This is a genomic window from Bacillus sp. 3G2, assembly GCF_044324725.1.
Lineage (GTDB): Bacteria > Bacillota > Bacilli > Bacillales > Bacillaceae_G > Bacillus_A > Bacillus_A mobilis.
Genome location: NZ_CP172246.1, coordinates 1940855 through 1956598 on the forward strand (window position 1 = coordinate 1940855; position 15744 = coordinate 1956598).

Consider the following 15744-nt stretch of genomic DNA (forward strand, 5'->3'; position numbering starts at 1 on the left):
CTGAAAGAGGGATTACCAATGATACTATCTGTCACCATGAATCCATCGGTCGATATTTCCTATCCGATTCATGAATTAAAGTTAGATGTTGTTAACCGTGTAGAAGCGGTTCATAAAACTGCTGGTGGAAAAGGCTTGAATGTTGCGCGAGTAATCGCTCAAATGGAAGAAGGTGTCTTAGCGACAGGTGTGCTTGGTGGTACGATTGGGGAATACATTATTCAAGAATTAAATAAAGTCAACATTTCAAATGACTTTTTGAAAATCAAAAAAGAATCAAGAAATTGTATTGCCATTCTTCATGAAGGGATGCAAACAGAGATTTTAGAATCTGGGCCAACATTATCCAAAGAAGAAGGGGCTCGTTTTTTAGAAAAATTTGAATTTCTACTTGCAACAGCTTCACTTGTGACAATTTCGGGTAGCTTACCGAAAGGGTTACCAACTAACTATTATTATCAAATGTTAGAAATCTGTCATAAAAATGGAATTCCAATAATTATGGATTCGTCAGGGGAATCTTTGAAACAAGCGATGGTGCATAAAGAAAAACCATTTGCCATCAAACCAAATACAGCGGAATTATCTCAGCTGTTGGGCATTGGCGTGGAAGCGGGAAACATAGATCTAAAGCAAGTATTAAACTATGAACTATTTACTGGGATTGAGTGGATTATCGTGTCAATGGGAAGTGAAGGTGCATTTGTTAAGCACGGCGAGGACTATTACAGAGTTACGATCCCGAAAATAGAAGTGGTCAATCCTGTAGGGTCTGGTGATGCAACAGTTGCAGGATTAGCTGTGGCATTACATCAAAACCAAACGGTCGAGACTGTTCTTAAAACGGCGATGACTACAGGAATGTTAAATACGATGGAAGCTGGAACGGGCTATATTAATATGAATAAGTTTAAACATTACTTTGATCTCGTTAAAGTTGAAAAAATAGATTGAAAGAGGAGAATGTTGATGTTAGAACTAACCAAAAATAAATTGGAAGCTCTAAAACGTTTATCTGCTGAAAATGGCATAATTGGAGCATTGGCTATTGACCAACGTGGTTCATTGAAAAAAATGATTGCGTCTGGCGGTGCAAGTCATGTTGGAGATGAAGGCATTATCCGTTTCAAAGAATTAGTTTCTGAGGAACTAACACCATTTGCAACAGCAATTCTTTTGGACCCTGAATACGGTCTGCCAGCGGCTAAGGTTCGAGATAAAGAATCAGGATTAATCGTAGCATATGAAAAAACTGGGTACGATGCGTCAGAGGTAGGACGGTTACCGGATTTATTACCAGAATGGTCAGTGAAACGATTAAAGGATGCAGGTGCTGATGCTATTAAATTTTTACTCTACTATGATGTCAATGAAGATGAAAAAATTAATAACTATAAGCATGTCTATATGGAACGTATCGGATCTGAGTGTGCAGCTGAAGACATACCATTTTTCTTAGAGATTGTTACGTATGATGCTGAAAGTGATGATGTAAAAAGTAAAGCATACGCAAAAATAAAACCGTATAAAGTGATTGAGGCCATGAAGGAGTTCTCGAAACCAGAATATAAAGTAGATGTATTAAAAGTAGAAGTTCCAGTAGATATGAATTATGTGGAAGGATATACAGAAGGTGAATTTGTTTACAGTAAAGACAAAGCAGCTTCTTATTTCAAAGAACAAAGTGAAGTGACCGAGCTGCCGTTTATTTTCCTGAGTGCAGGAGTAAGTGCAAAATTATTTCAAGAAACATTAAAATTTGCTAAAGACTCTGGTTCTACCTTTAACGGAGTGTTATGTGGTCGGGCAACTTGGAAAGACGGTGTTATGCCATTTGCTATAAGCGGTGAACAGGCAGGTCGTGATTGGTTAAAAGATATTGGTAAACAGAACACTGAAGAACTGAATCTCGTATTGAAAGAGACAGCTAACTCATGGTTTGCTAAAGTAAAAGTAACAGCTGAGCTTCAAAGTTAGTATAATATCTTTTCTTCCGTTTTTAAATGGAATGAAGAAAAATGAGTAGACATTCGTCTGCTCATTTTTTTAGTTGCGTCCAGTATGACCACAAATTCTAGAGTAAAAGCTCAGAACAGTTAAGGGAGCAGTAATCATGACTAAAGGGAGAGAGAAGAACCGTAATACTAATTATCGTATAAAATCTAATCGATTGAATGTAGTGAAATTCAGTAAAAAACATACTTAAAAAGGTAACAATATCCTTATTTTGTAAGCGTTTTAAAAAGACAATATAACTAAAAAAAGAAACAATATCTTTATTGAGTGGGCACATGAAAAAAACTATTCTAAACATAAGTGAAAGCGGTACCTTTCAGGTTTTAGTATGTTTTAAAAAAGAATGTGCAGGTATTGTTTTTAACTAAAATTTAAATTTAAAAGGGGGAGAAGAATTGGAGAATAAGCATTTCAAGAGAGCTTTTAATACCCTTCTTGCACTTGTGCTAATTGTGCCGACATTTTTAGTTAGCATGATTGTACCATTACATGTAGGGGCAAATGTGTCTAATCCGTGGGTCACAATTTCATCAGGAGGAAACGAAATCAATGCAATAATAGAGCAAAATGGGAAGTCCTATGTAAGGCTTGGAGCAGGTGCCGGAAACGATAACGGGGCTAAAGCTGCAATTTTTCAAGAACAAAATAAAATCGCTAAAGAATCGGGAACGATGGCGTATACCTTTACTCCAGAAACCAGTGGAGAAGATACTAGATTTGGTTTCTATCCTCATTATATTGACAATAATAACTTCGTTTTTGTAGGCTACGACTCACTTGGATGGTTCTATGAATACAAATACCAAGGAAAAGGTGATTGGTTAAAAACGAGACCGAATGTTGCACTTCCAGAGGCTGGGACCTCACATTCCATAAAAATCGATTATAACGCAACCACTATGAACATTACATTAGATGGAAAAGATTTATTTGGACCGGTTACTTTACCTAATGATGTAAATAACCTCCTTGCAGGTAAGGAAGCAGTTAAACTCGGTGCTTTTGGAGATAAAAAAAGTCAAGTTCTCATCGAATTAGGAGCTGCATCTGGTGATGGAGGCACGGATCCAGGAGATGGAAAACTTGTCGACATTACGGATAATAAATTAGAAGAAGGCGACTTGAAAATTATCTCAGGAGACGGAAAAGTTACTTATAATGCAGATGGTTCAGCAACTTTCGGTGTTACATCTACCCAAAAGAATCGAATTGTCTATAACCAAATGAAATCGATTAAAAATGGTGTTTTTGAAGCTGATGTAACTACTAATACTGATAAGATGAATCGTTTTGGATTAATCTATCGTGTTCAAAATGCATCTGCATACACATATGTGGGAACAGGGGATACGAACGATCAGTATTTTGGTGAAACATTTGGTCCTATCAACAATTGGACGTCGATGACTTCAAATGTGCCGTTACAAGCAAAACAAACATACCATTTACGTTTAGTATTCATGGACGATGTTGCAACGTTATACATTGATGGTAAAAAGGTAGATTCTTGGACATTAACAGGTGGTGTAGATCAGGCGGGGGGACTTGGGTTTGAAAAAAGCCGAGGAGGTGCCGATATTACGATTTCTAATATCAAAATCAAGGAATATAGTGCGCCAAAGCCTCCAGATACTCCACCAGTAGAAGATACATTAAAGTCAAAGTATATGGATGTTACTATTGACCAAGTATTCCCGCGAGTTGTGAAATACAAAGTTGGCGATAAAGTAATGAATGGACAAGAATCACCTGTTTACGGATTGAAAGTAAATGGTGCACTATACTATCCTAAAGTAAGTTTTGAAAAGCTAAGCGATAGTGAAGCGTTATATACATTAAAAGTTGTGGATGAAATGAAAAACCTTGATGCTGTATTTAAAGTATCTTTGACAGTAAATGATAATAAAGTTATTTATAGTTTCGATGAGATTAAAAATAATGGTAGTGCAAAAATTGAAACAGTTGAGTTTACTGATATGAACGTTATCTCAGTAAATTCGGAGCAAAAAGGTGCAAAAGCTAAATTAACGAATATTAGTACTGATGTTAGGAAATCAGGAGATGTGGATGTAAGTGTAGATTCTTCTATGGGGGAAATAGGTACATCTACTAAAAATTATACTGCATTTTTATCAACTGACGAATTGAGTGCGGGTGTATGGTCTAGTTCAGAAGTGGATGGCTATAAAAACTTAGTTGCAAATCGATATGTAAATAAAAATGGTGCTAAGGCAATGGGGATAGGTTCTAGTGCACTCTATTACCAAAGAGATTTTATGCCAGAACCACAAAAAAATAAACCAACTATTAAAATAGCTATCGCTAAAGATTTGAATACTGATAATAAGACAGATTGGCAGGATGCGGCGATTGCATACCGTGATATTATGCAAGACATTAAAGGATATCAAGATGTAAACAATAATGTTGGGATGCGTATTGCAATGAATTTCGGATCACAAGCACAACAACCATTCTTAAAAACAGCAGATAATATTAAAAAGGTTGCTCTTGCTACAGATGAATTGGGGCAGGCTGTTTTATTAAAAGGATATGCAAACGAAGGACATGACAGTGGTCATCCGGATTACGGTAATGTAGGTGAGCGTATGGGTGGCGTTAAAGATTTGGATACGCTTATTAAAGAGGGGCATAAGTATAATACCCAATTTGGTGTCCATATCAATGCGCAAGAAGTTTATCCTGAAGCGAAAGCTTTCAACAATGATTTTATTGATCGTCCAAATTCTTTAGGATGGGGATGGCTAGATCAATCTTATACAATTAATAAATTAAAAGATTTGTATACTGGAGCACGTGCGAAAAGACTAGATGAATTGAAAACTGCTGTTCCAAATCTTGACTTTATTTATTTAGATGTATGGTATCAAAATCAATGGGAATCAAATAGAATAGCAGATCAATTTAAAGATAGGGGCTGGAGACTAACAACGGAATTTGGTGGTTCTATGGCCAATAATTCAACGTGGCAACACTGGGCTACCGATAAAAACTATGGTGGACCGGAAAGTAAAGGTATCAACTCAGAAGTACTACGCTTTATTAGCAATCACCAAAGAGATTCTTGGGTGTTGAATTGGCCTGAAGTAGGAGGAACTGCTGATCATCCGTTACTTGGTGGATTTGAATTAGCTGGTTTCGAAGGATGGCAATCTGATAAGAATTTTGATAATTTTATTCGCATGACATTTGATACGAATCTACCTACTAAATTCTTACAAAAATATTATGTAACGAATTGGACAGCTGTAGAAGGGGATAAAAGCAAGACGAACTTAGAAAAGGAAATAAAATTGAAAGATCCAAGTAATGGAGATATTGTCGATGTAACGAGAAAAGACAATTCTAGGGAACGTGTTATTACACTGAATGGAAACGTTGTACTTGATGGACACACTTATTTAATTCCTTGGGTGAAACAAGATTTTAAAAATCCAACTTCTAAGTCTGAAAAACTATATCACTGGAATTTGGAAGGTGGTACAACAACTTGGACACTTCCAGATGAATATAAAGATGCATCTAGTGTATATGTATACAAACTGACAGATTGTGGTAGAGCAGATATGAAAGAAGTCAAGGTCGTAAATAATAAGGTAACTTTGAAAGCTGATGCGGCAACTCCTTATGTTGTTGTACCAAAAAGAGATAAAGGTTTGGAAATTATTGACTATGATTGGAGCAAGGGTGCTCACATATATGACGCGGGATTCAATACAGGAAAAGTAAGTGCATATACAACTATTGAGGGGGATAACAAAGCTATAAGCGCCGTTAGAACGAATCAAACTGGAAGCAACCGCAATGTGAGTAGTGGAGATTACTACTTGAATATTGATAGTCCGTCAAAAGATACAACTGTTTCACGTGTCCTAACTGGTTTGGAACCAGGTAAAGATTATGTAGCAGAGGTGTATGTTGAAAACAATAGTGATGTAAAGGCCGGAATTACAGTAACAGGTGGGAAAGAAGATGTTAACAATTACACACTTCGCAGCCTGCAAAAGAACTATGTTAAGGCAGATTCACATGCTTCAAATGATGGATACAATAGCAAAATGCAAATCATGCAAGTAAGCTTTACAGCTGAAACGAATAAAGCTAAATTAACTCTCAGCCGTGATGCTGGAAAAGGAAACACAAAATTTGACGATATTCGGATTGTTCAAAAATCCTTAAAAAATTATGTCTCACCAACGGAATTTAAACAAGATTTTGAATCGGTAGTACAAGGAATTTACCCATTCGTTATCGGTAACACAGAAGGAGTAGAAGACAACAGAATTCATCTGTCTGAACTGCATGCTCCATATACGCAAAAAGGATGGGCGGGTAAAAAACTAGTCGATGATGTATTAGGTGGGAATTGGTCCGTTAAAGTGAACACTGGAAATAAAGGTTTGCTGTACCGTACGATTCCTCAAAATTATCGTTTCGAACCAGGCGTAACTTATAAAGTATCATTTGACTACCAAACAACAGCAAATGCATTCCGCTTTATTTCAGGAGATCAAGAAATTGATGTTCGAGACATTGCGAGTGCAAAGGGATTGAGTGTGAATAACACTCTTACTGCATCTACTGACACAAAAACAGCAGAGTTTACTGTGACAGGTTCTGAGAACGGTCAAACTTATGTTGGAATTTTCAGTGATGGAACGAATTTAAACGGAGATACTGGAGCAGGTACGTTTATTTTAGATAATTTACGTATTGAAAAAAGGTGACTACAGGGGGAGAGAGGCACAGAGATAAAAATCTCGAGTTAAGATAAAGGGAGTTTTATAGCTCGGGTAATATCGAGAATGAAAAGAGGTTGACCGAAAGATAGCTGAGTAGCTATATAGGTTAACCTCTTTTTGATATAAGTATGTTACCACAACCAAATTACGGACAGAAAGGAACGATTCTCTTATGTTTATAAAGTATAAAAAAGAAGTTGTCTCCAAAAGGTCTTTTTTAATGACCTTTTGAGACAACCTCTGCAATATAAAGCAACTGATTCTATTTATTTGACACTACTTCAATAACTAGATTATCAAGCATAATATCTTTATACCCGTTAAAGTTAGCTTGTGATCCTTTCACACCGTTAGTATTAGCTGCTTTATTAGTGGAATAAATGCCAAACCAGCTTTGCCCCGATTTATCTCCTGTTAAAGTAAAGGAATATGTGCTAGCTTTTTCATTCTTATCACTGCTTGCGGTTGATTTTAATTCCTCCTTAGTTAATACTCCTTTTTCTTCAAATGGAGCATTACCTGTCACCACTGTATACGTTCCATCACTACCTGCCTCATAATCAAAAGTAATTTTATACGTTACTCCTGGTTTAAATGTGAAGTTTTGAGGGATAGTTTGGTATACAAGAGCGTCACCTTCCGTTAATCCATTCGTTTTAAGTGACCATTTACCTGCGATAACATCATTTACTATTTTTTGGTTCCAACCTCTTTGTGTATATGGTACATGTAATTCAGACAGGTGTGTTCTATTATCTTCTACGCCTTCAATATTACCAATTACAAACGGATAGATGCCTTGTACAACATTTTCAAAGTCTTGTACAAATTTATTATTGCTTACTTGGTTTTCGGCATTACTTTCCACGATGCGAATATCATCAAAGTAACTTGCACCAGTTCCACCATCTCTAGATAAATCAATAGTTACATCTGATGTTTTTTTACCAGTTTCAAAAAACACATCCATATTTTGAAAGTAACTTGTTCCATCCACAGTTGAAGTCATTTGACCATCAGCTTTTGCTTGCTCAGAGCCTAGTGTATTATGTGCGTATGCTCTTACATAGTTTTTAGCGATAGATTTACCAGTACTATTTGTATACTCTTTGTCGTTAGAAGTAATCGTTATGCTTGCTTGTGCTTCACTTCGGTTGTCTATACCCACATATGCAGCATACTTTGTATTAGGTTTTAGGTCTGTTAATTTTTGAGTAACATTTACTTTCTTTTTATTATTGGAGATTGTTAGCATATTATTATTACCTTCACTCTTCGTAATCTTAACTGCTTTTGAGTCTCCTTTGATTTTCCAATTTTTTAGGGAATTGCTGTTAAATCCAGCGTCTATAAGATGCATTCCTTCACTCCATTTAACATCTTTATTGGATTTTGGCCCTTTATAAATTACATATGCAGTAGATTTTTTTGCATCTAATGTGATTTTTCCATTTTCAATTTTAACATTTTTCATATTCTCTTTACCTAATTCAGTTAACTCATACACTTTAACGGTACCTTGCCAACCAGTTGGAACAGTCCACGTTGTTTTTCCACCGTTTGTGTTCCAGTGATATAATTTTTCATTCTCTGCTGATAATTTTTTGCCGTTTTGATCCCAAGACCATGGAAATAAATACTTTTCGTCACCAGGTTTACCTTCAAATATTTGCTTACCATTTAATGTCATAGTTCTTGTGCGATAGCCATCTTTATCATTTGCAAAATCATTTGATTTTCTTTCAATTGTAAGTATATTTTCACTAGATTCGTCCTTTAATACGGACTTCATACCTGGTACCCAGTTGTAAGTTTGTTGTTTATCATCTTTCATTTCAACTGCTTTACCATCTTCCCACTGTGTTACTTTATAATGTTGAATGAATTTGGTTGGAATATTCACCGCAAATAAGTTATCAATATACGCTTTGTAGTCACTTCTACCTTGCCAACCTTCAAAGTCTTTCATACTGTATCCACCTAATAATGGAGCATCTGCGTCGCCTCCATACTTAGGATAGTTACCAATCCATGCATCTTTTTGATGGTTTTTAATGAAACGAGTGATGGTACTATTAATACCTTTTAGAGTATATCCACCATAAGTTAAATCGGCTGCCCAGTGTTGAAATGTGGAATCATACTCGTTCGCATATCCCCACTCACTGCCTAAGCGCCAACCTAAACTGTTTATTTCTTTACTTAATTGACGGCTCGGCCATGTACTATTATCACCTGACTGTCCATTACCCCAAACGTCTACATAAATAAAATCTAGATCATTCTTTTTGCCACCAAGAGCATCATATAAATCTTTGAATCGTTGTGCTCTGCCATTTCTTAAGTCATAATCAGCATTAATGTTTATTCCTTGATCAATCCAGTTCCAACCATACTTATAAGTTCCATCTGGATTTTTTAATAAACGCTCTTCTTGGAAATATTTTGACTCTGGATATGTTTCACTTGCATTCACATGAACACCAAAAGTTGCCCCATATTCTTTACCCTTTGTTAGCAATGTTTTCATGTCCTTTGCACCGCCAATTCGGGTTCCAATGTCAGCATAATTTAAATGACCAGAATCATGACCTTCACTACCATAACCTTTGAGTAGAATAGATTGTCCTAGTCCATCAGTATTTAAATGAAACTTTTTCACTCCGTCTAAAGCCATTAAGAAAGGATTTTGGGCTTGACTGCCAAAGTTCATGTTAACACGGTAACCAACTAAGTCTGGAACTTTTTCTGACCCTAGAGGTTCGTTCATAATTTTCCTATAAGCAATTGCTCCGTCTTGCCAGTTTATCTTTTTATCATCATTAGCGTCAGCAGTAATGATAACCTTCACAGACGGCATTTCATCTACCTTATTAACTGTTCCATCCGTTAGCTCTAGAGTGCCATCTTCTTTACGATGTTCTTCTGACTTTTGATACGTCCAGAAGGTACTACTTAGACCAATTGTTTTTTTTCCTGCACTATTAGTCGTAGCATTTGCCGTAATTCTTTGAGCATCAGTCTTTGCAGCATAAGAATCTGGAGCTAATTTTTTTACTAAACTATTCTCCGTATTAGACCATATACTTGCACTTAATTCATCAGTAGAAAGAAAAGCATACATATATCCTTTTTGCTCTTCATCTTTCGTAATTAAATTTTCGTCAACCTTAATCTGTCTGTCACCATTAATACGAGTATTTGTTGACATCTGTACGCCATCTAGCACTGCATCTTTTTGACTGTTATTTACAGAAATTAAATTATGATTTGGGATTTCGATAGTTTTTACGATTTTGTTGTCGACAATCTTTGTAATATTGAATTCTAATATATTCTCTTTAACAACCATTTCAGCAGTAATAACCGCAGAGATATTGTTATGAGTGTCTATCACCGTCATCTCATATAGAACTTTATCTGATAAAACTTTTGCTTTTACTTTTGGTTTTACTGCTACGTCATTAATAAGGATTGTATCTAATGCTTCAGTCTGTCCGTAAAAAGTCTTTCCTGCTCCAGTTCCAGATTTTAAATCGTATTGAATGACTCTTGGAAAATTTACATCAACGAGAATGTTCATTTGGTTAGATGAAATAACCGCATTTGGGCTTTGAGAAATGATTTGATTTTCAGCTTGTTTAGTATCCGTGTTTTCCTCAGCTTGGATTAGGGAACCGTTTGTAAAACAAATAGAACCTACGACACAACCCGATACAAGTGTTGCAATTGTCCTCCTGTACTTCTTTTTTGATTTTTTCATATGTACCCCCTCGTTTCCATTTTGGCACTTTTGATATTGATGGTTTTTCACAGGTATAGATCACTTTATGGCCTTTTAAACTTAATATTTTGATATAATGTGAAGTTTGTATAGTAGTTGAGAATCTATTAAAACCAGAAGTAGTTTCCAGTATCTATCTGTACTCATAGATTACTTTTTGTGAAGCGCTTACACAACAGAGATATTGCTCTGTTTTTTAGAAATATTGTTTTTTGTAATGTTGAAAATAATATAAATAAAATAAGATGGCGATGATACCGGAGCAGGTACGTTTATTATTAAAAGGGTGGCTTCAGGGGGAGAGACACAGGGGTAAGGATTAGTAAAGGTAGTTTTATAGTCTATGTATTATTGTGATTAAAAGGTCTATCTTAGTGGAGATAGGCCTCATTGTGTTCATTAAATCGTTCTTCAAAAAATGTTCCTTTTTATGTTTTTAGTGAGATGTTAAAAGTGAAAAGCAAGATGTCTAAAAAATACGACAAGATGTTGATTGTAGAAGTTTTTTTACGTACGTATAATGTAACAAAATGGCTTACTAAACGGGTGATTCAAGTATGCTAATAGCTTCTTCGGAAAAAGCAAAATGTAAATTAGAATGGTGGTTATCCCATACGTCTGTTCATAAAATTATAAAAGGTACATAGAACTGGCATCGTAACAACATAAAACGCTATAAGGTTAGAGGAGGTATATACTGATGATATATCAAGCTATCCAGCAGTTAATTAATCGTGCTATTGAAGTTCAATTAATTGAACAAGAAGATGAAATATATACAAGGAATCAAATCCTTTCCTTACTTCGTTTAGATGACTTTGTAGTGGAAACGTCAGCGCCCGCATCTGCAAAGAAAGCAATTGCGGAGTTATTGGAGGAGTTAATTGAATATGCTTGTACGCATAAAGTCATTGAGGAAGTAATGGACGAGAAGGAGATTTTAGCAAGTGCCATTATGGATGTTTTTATGTCAAAACCGTCCGTTATCAATTCTCTATTTTATGAAAAATACGAACAAAATCCGAAGGCTGCAACAAATTACTTCTATGAATTAAGTAAAAACAGCAACTATATTCAAATGAAGCAAATTGCCAAAAATATAAATTATAAAGTACTTACGGAATATGGACCCATTGATATTACAATTAATTTATCAAAACCGGAAAAAGACCCGAAACAAATTGCTAGAGAGAGAGTATTGGAAAGTACAAATTATCCAAAATGTTTACTCTGTATTGAGAATGAAGGATATAGAGGCAGAATTGGACATCCGGCACGCTCGAATCATCGTATCATTCGTATGAATCTTACAGATGAAAGCTGGTTTCTACAGTATTCTCCGTATATTTACTTCAATGAACACTGCATTGTATTGTCCTCAGAACACCGAGATATGAAAATTGACCGTCAAACATTTTTACGTTTGTTAAAATTTGTAGAAAAATTCCCGCATTATTTCCTTGGTTCTAATGCAGATTTGCCAATTGTAGGAGGATCTATTCTAACACATGACCACTATCAAGGTGGAAATTATGAATTTGCTATGGCAAATGCATCAAATGACTTCATTTTTGAACTCACTAACTTTCCAGAAATGCAAAGTTCTATTATTAAATGGCCTATGTCAGTTATTCGCTTAAGAAGTAACGACATAGCACAAATAGTAAATGCAGGGGATTACATATTAGAGAGGTGGAAGGGATATAGTGATCCATCCGTTAATATATTTGCAGTTACGAATGATGTTTCACATCATACGATTACGCCGATTGCCCGCTACCGGAATAATATGTACGAATTGGACCTTGTTTTGCGAAATAATCGTACAAGTGAAGAACATCCGCTAGGTATTTTTCACCCTCATGCGGAAATACAACATATTAAAAAAGAAAATATCGGTCTAATTGAAGTAATGGGGTTAGCTGTACTACCTGCGCGTTTAAAAACAGAACTTCAGGAAGTGGAAAAATTCTTACTTAACATTCCAAGTGATATTCCAACGCCTCATATACGATGGGCAGAACAATTAAAAATCAAATATGACAATCGGATACATGAACAAAATGTACAGGAGATTATAAGAGAAGAAGTGGGAAGGAAATTTATACAGGCGCTTGAGGATGCTGGTGTTTTTAAACGAGATGACGAAGGGGTATCGGCGTTTAAACGTTTTATTCAGACCTTAAATTAGGAATGGACTTAGTAGTTATAACGATTACAAAATGACCTAATTATATGATAAGGGAGGTAATAATATGGGGAAGTGTGAGCATAAGCAACTACAGGAATTGAAACAGATAGGTGGCCCTATATTAATGATGTGTATTAAATGTAATCAAATAATTAAAGTGTCCAAAGGATTCAGTACAAAAATAAAGTAAACAAGAATGAAGCGTATATATTTCTAGTGGGTGAAGAACAAAATCCAAACTGAGTAAAGTTTCACTTTATAAAAAGAATAGAAAAAATAAAAAAACATCCCATATTCATATGAGATGTTTTTTAGTATGGTTCTGTCGCATGTAATACGACGTCTAATAAACCGGGAAATCTAGCATGTAAGTCATCTTCACGAATTGAAATGAAGCGCTGTGTTCCTTCAAGGCGTGTATACATAACACCGGATTCACGTAAAACCTTGAAATGGTGAGATAAAGTTGATTTCGCAATTGGAATATTTAACGCACCACAAGATTGTTCGTTTTTCTCTAATAGCATAGTTACAATTTGTAAACGAATTTGATCGCTAAGTGCGTATAAGACAGAAGAGAATTGAATTTCTTCTCGATTTGGATGATAGAGAGTACGCATTTTTTCACCTACTTGTATAAGTTCATATAGTTTGCACTATAACATATAAAGTGGTATATTTCTATTGTTCGAATATATTCGAACAATAGAAATATAGGGGGAGAAAAAATGAAGTATACAAAATTACAAAAGGCAGGACTACATATTTCAAAGTTGGGGTTAGGAACAAACGCTGTAGGGGGGCATAATTTATATGCTGATGTGAATGAGGAAGAAGGAAAAAGATTAATAGAAGAAGCTATCCAGCAAGGGATTACATTTTTTGATACAGCGGATTCATACGGTTTCGGTAGATCAGAGGAATTGGTAGGAGAAGTATTGAAAGGAAAACGCCATGAAGTTGTACTTGCTACAAAAGGTGGAATACAGCCGTTATTAAATGGAGAGATTTATATTAATAATGAACGAAGCTATTTAAGAAATGCTGTGGAAAATAGCTTAAGAAGATTACAAACTGATTATATTGATTTATATTATTTACATTTTACAAATCCAGAAACAAGTTACATAGATTCAATTGGAGAGCTTACTCGCCTAAAAGAAGAAGGGAAAATTCGTGCAATTGGAATATCTAACGTAAACGTAGAGCAATTAAAAGAAGCGAATCAGTATGGACAAATAGATGTTGTACAATCACCGTATAATATGTTGGATCGTGCTGCTGGGGAAGAACTTTTGCCATATTGTATAGAATCAGGTATTTCATTTATTCCATACGGACCTCTTGCCTTTGGGATACTAGGTGGAAAATATACAGAAGATTTTAAATTGAGCGAAGGGGATTGGCGTCAAAGTGTAAATCTATTTGAAGAAAATACATATAAGAGTAACTTTAAAAAAGTTGAAAAGTTAAAAGGCTTAGCTAAAGCAAAAAATATCGAAGTTTCGCATTTAGCTTTAGCATGGTTATTAAACAAAAAAGGAATTGATACTGTTATTCCTGGTGGGAAACGAGCGGAGCAAATAAGAGAAAGTGTAGGGGCGGTGGAAGTTTCATTGAATGAGAATGTTATGAAAGAGATTGAATCTATTTTAGAAGCTTAGTTGAGAAGAGGGGGAGTTCCCTCTTTTTATATAAAAGGAGAAGGTTTAAATGAAAAGAGTACTAGCTGTATTCTTTACGATCATGTTTATGATAGGTACAGATACTTTCTTAATTTCACCACTTTTACCGATATTACAACAGGTGTATCATGTTTCAACTGAGCTATCAGGATGGCTGGTGAGTTCATATGCTTTAGGATACGCTGGATTTGCGCTTATTGCTGGTCCTATATCAGATGGTTTAAACAGAAAAAAAGTAATGGTAATAGGAATGAGTTGTTTTGCGATAAGTACGTTTTTATGTGGAATGGCACCCAGTTTTCTATGGATGCTAGCATTTAGATTTTTAGCAGGTGTAAGTGCAGCCTTTGTATCTCCACAAGTGTGGGCATCTATTCCGCTCCTTATAGAGAAGGAGAAAATTGTAAAGGCAATTGGAATTGCAACAGCAGGGTTAGCAATCTCTCAAATTTTAGGGCTGCCAGTTGGATCGTATTTGGCAATGATACACTACACAACACCATTCTTCATCATTGGTATATTATCAGCACTACTTGTCGTTCTTATCTATGTAGTATTACCAGAAATACAACCGGCTCATATAGGTGGAAGTAAAACAAACATCTTAAAGCGCTATAAACAATTACTTACAGATTCAAAGGTTTCACTTTCTTATTTTGCATATTTTGTTTTTCAAACTGGTAATTTTGCTGCATTTTCATTTTTTGGTGTATGGCTTTCCATTCAATTTGGCTTACAAGTTCATGAAGTAGGTACAGCTATGCTCGTATTAGGATTAGGGAATTTAACTGGTAATATTTTTGGCCCTAGAATCGTAAATAAAATTGGTTATAACCTTTCTTTCTATGGTGGAATTATATTTACAGCAGTGCTATATGTATTACTGCCGCATGTAAAGAACATTGTATTGGTGGAGTTATTGTTCTTTGTTTTATTTTTTGTAACAGGAATTTTGTTTGTATTAATGATGAGGCACTTACAAAACATGTCTAGTGTAGCAAGGGGAACAGGAGCCGCGCTTGCAAATGCTTCTATGTATATTGGTCAAATGATTGGAGCGGCAATAGCAGGAATGTTATTTGCAGTATCTCACAATTTTATACTTATAGGTAGTTTTACTGCGTTACTATATATAGGAGCTTTATTTTTGTTTAGAAGAAGTGAAAAGCTTAATGAAGATCGTGAGACAGGAATTGCATCATGAAGCTTGTATTAATAAAAAAAGGGATTCATCTATTATTTGAGGTGACATCGAATAAAACGAGTGCAAGAAATGAGGTTAGTCTATTAATGAAAATAGTAGTT

The 15744-nt window shown here is 35.3% G+C and carries 7 protein-coding genes and 1 pseudogene; 6 read left to right on the top strand and 2 right to left on the bottom strand.

Features of this window, described 5'->3' with window-relative positions; translation table 11 throughout:
- Nucleotides 1-18 precede the first annotated feature (18 nt).
- The 3 genes and pseudogenes from lacC (at nucleotide 19) to ACHZK0_RS09915 (ending at nucleotide 6811) form a co-directional block, all read left to right on the top strand.
- On the top strand, nucleotides 19-954 hold the full coding sequence (lacC, locus tag ACHZK0_RS09905; RefSeq protein ID WP_395761491.1) for a tagatose-6-phosphate kinase: 936 nt from the start codon (nucleotides 19-21) through the stop codon (nucleotides 952-954).
- Between the two features lie 15 nt (nucleotides 955-969).
- Nucleotides 970-1977 carry a tagatose-bisphosphate aldolase gene (gene lacD / locus ACHZK0_RS09910; RefSeq protein ID WP_395761492.1) on the top strand — a complete coding sequence of 336 codons (1008 nt, stop codon included), beginning with the start codon at nucleotides 970-972 and terminating at the stop codon, nucleotides 1975-1977.
- A gap of 434 nt (nucleotides 1978-2411) precedes the next feature.
- Nucleotides 2412-6811: pseudogene (locus ACHZK0_RS09915) on the top strand (endo-alpha-N-acetylgalactosaminidase family protein).
- A gap of 230 nt (nucleotides 6812-7041) precedes the next feature.
- Here the strand turns inward: ACHZK0_RS09915 and ACHZK0_RS09920 are convergent.
- Nucleotides 7042-10542, bottom strand: a complete 3501-nt coding sequence (locus tag ACHZK0_RS09920) for an endo-alpha-N-acetylgalactosaminidase family protein (protein WP_395761493.1) — start codon at nucleotides 10540-10542, stop codon at nucleotides 7042-7044.
- Between the two features lie 721 nt (nucleotides 10543-11263).
- Between ACHZK0_RS09920 and galT the strand changes: the two genes are divergently transcribed.
- The gene (gene galT / locus ACHZK0_RS09925) at nucleotides 11264-12754 is read left to right on the top strand and encodes a UDP-glucose--hexose-1-phosphate uridylyltransferase (RefSeq protein ID WP_395761494.1); all 1491 of its coding nucleotides are present in this window, start codon (nucleotides 11264-11266) and stop codon (nucleotides 12752-12754) included.
- 311 nt (nucleotides 12755-13065) lie between these two features.
- On the opposite strand, the gene ACHZK0_RS09930 is transcribed toward galT, so the two are convergent.
- Nucleotides 13066-13374: an ArsR/SmtB family transcription factor gene (locus ACHZK0_RS09930; RefSeq protein ID WP_061676468.1), complete on the bottom strand. Its 309-nt coding sequence runs from the start codon at nucleotides 13372-13374 to the stop codon at nucleotides 13066-13068.
- A 108-nt stretch (nucleotides 13375-13482) separates the two neighbouring features.
- Between ACHZK0_RS09930 and ACHZK0_RS09935 the strand changes: the two genes are divergently transcribed.
- Both ACHZK0_RS09935 and ACHZK0_RS09940 read left to right on the top strand, forming a co-directional pair.
- Nucleotides 13483-14418 (top strand): aldo/keto reductase, encoded by a 936-nt coding sequence (locus ACHZK0_RS09935; protein ID WP_262741900.1) that lies wholly within the window; start codon nucleotides 13483-13485, stop codon nucleotides 14416-14418.
- 49 nt (nucleotides 14419-14467) lie between these two features.
- On the top strand, nucleotides 14468-15643 hold the full coding sequence (locus tag ACHZK0_RS09940; protein WP_395761495.1) for an MFS transporter: 1176 nt from the start codon (nucleotides 14468-14470) through the stop codon (nucleotides 15641-15643).
- Nucleotides 15644-15744: the final 101 nt, after the last annotated feature.

Coding starts and splice junctions, on each gene's coding strand:
- lacC (WP_395761491.1), top strand. CDS start 19: ATGATACTATCTGTCACCATGAATCCATCGGTCGATATTTCCTATCCG.
- lacD (WP_395761492.1), top strand. CDS start 970: ATGTTAGAACTAACCAAAAATAAATTGGAAGCTCTAAAACGTTTATCT.
- ACHZK0_RS09920 (WP_395761493.1), bottom strand. CDS start 10,542: ATGAAAAAATCAAAAAAGAAGTACAGGAGGACAATTGCAACACTTGTA.
- galT (WP_395761494.1), top strand. CDS start 11,264: ATGATATATCAAGCTATCCAGCAGTTAATTAATCGTGCTATTGAAGTT.
- ACHZK0_RS09930 (WP_061676468.1), bottom strand. CDS start 13,374: ATGCGTACTCTCTATCATCCAAATCGAGAAGAAATTCAATTCTCTTCT.
- ACHZK0_RS09935 (WP_262741900.1), top strand. CDS start 13,483: ATGAAGTATACAAAATTACAAAAGGCAGGACTACATATTTCAAAGTTG.
- ACHZK0_RS09940 (WP_395761495.1), top strand. CDS start 14,468: ATGAAAAGAGTACTAGCTGTATTCTTTACGATCATGTTTATGATAGGT.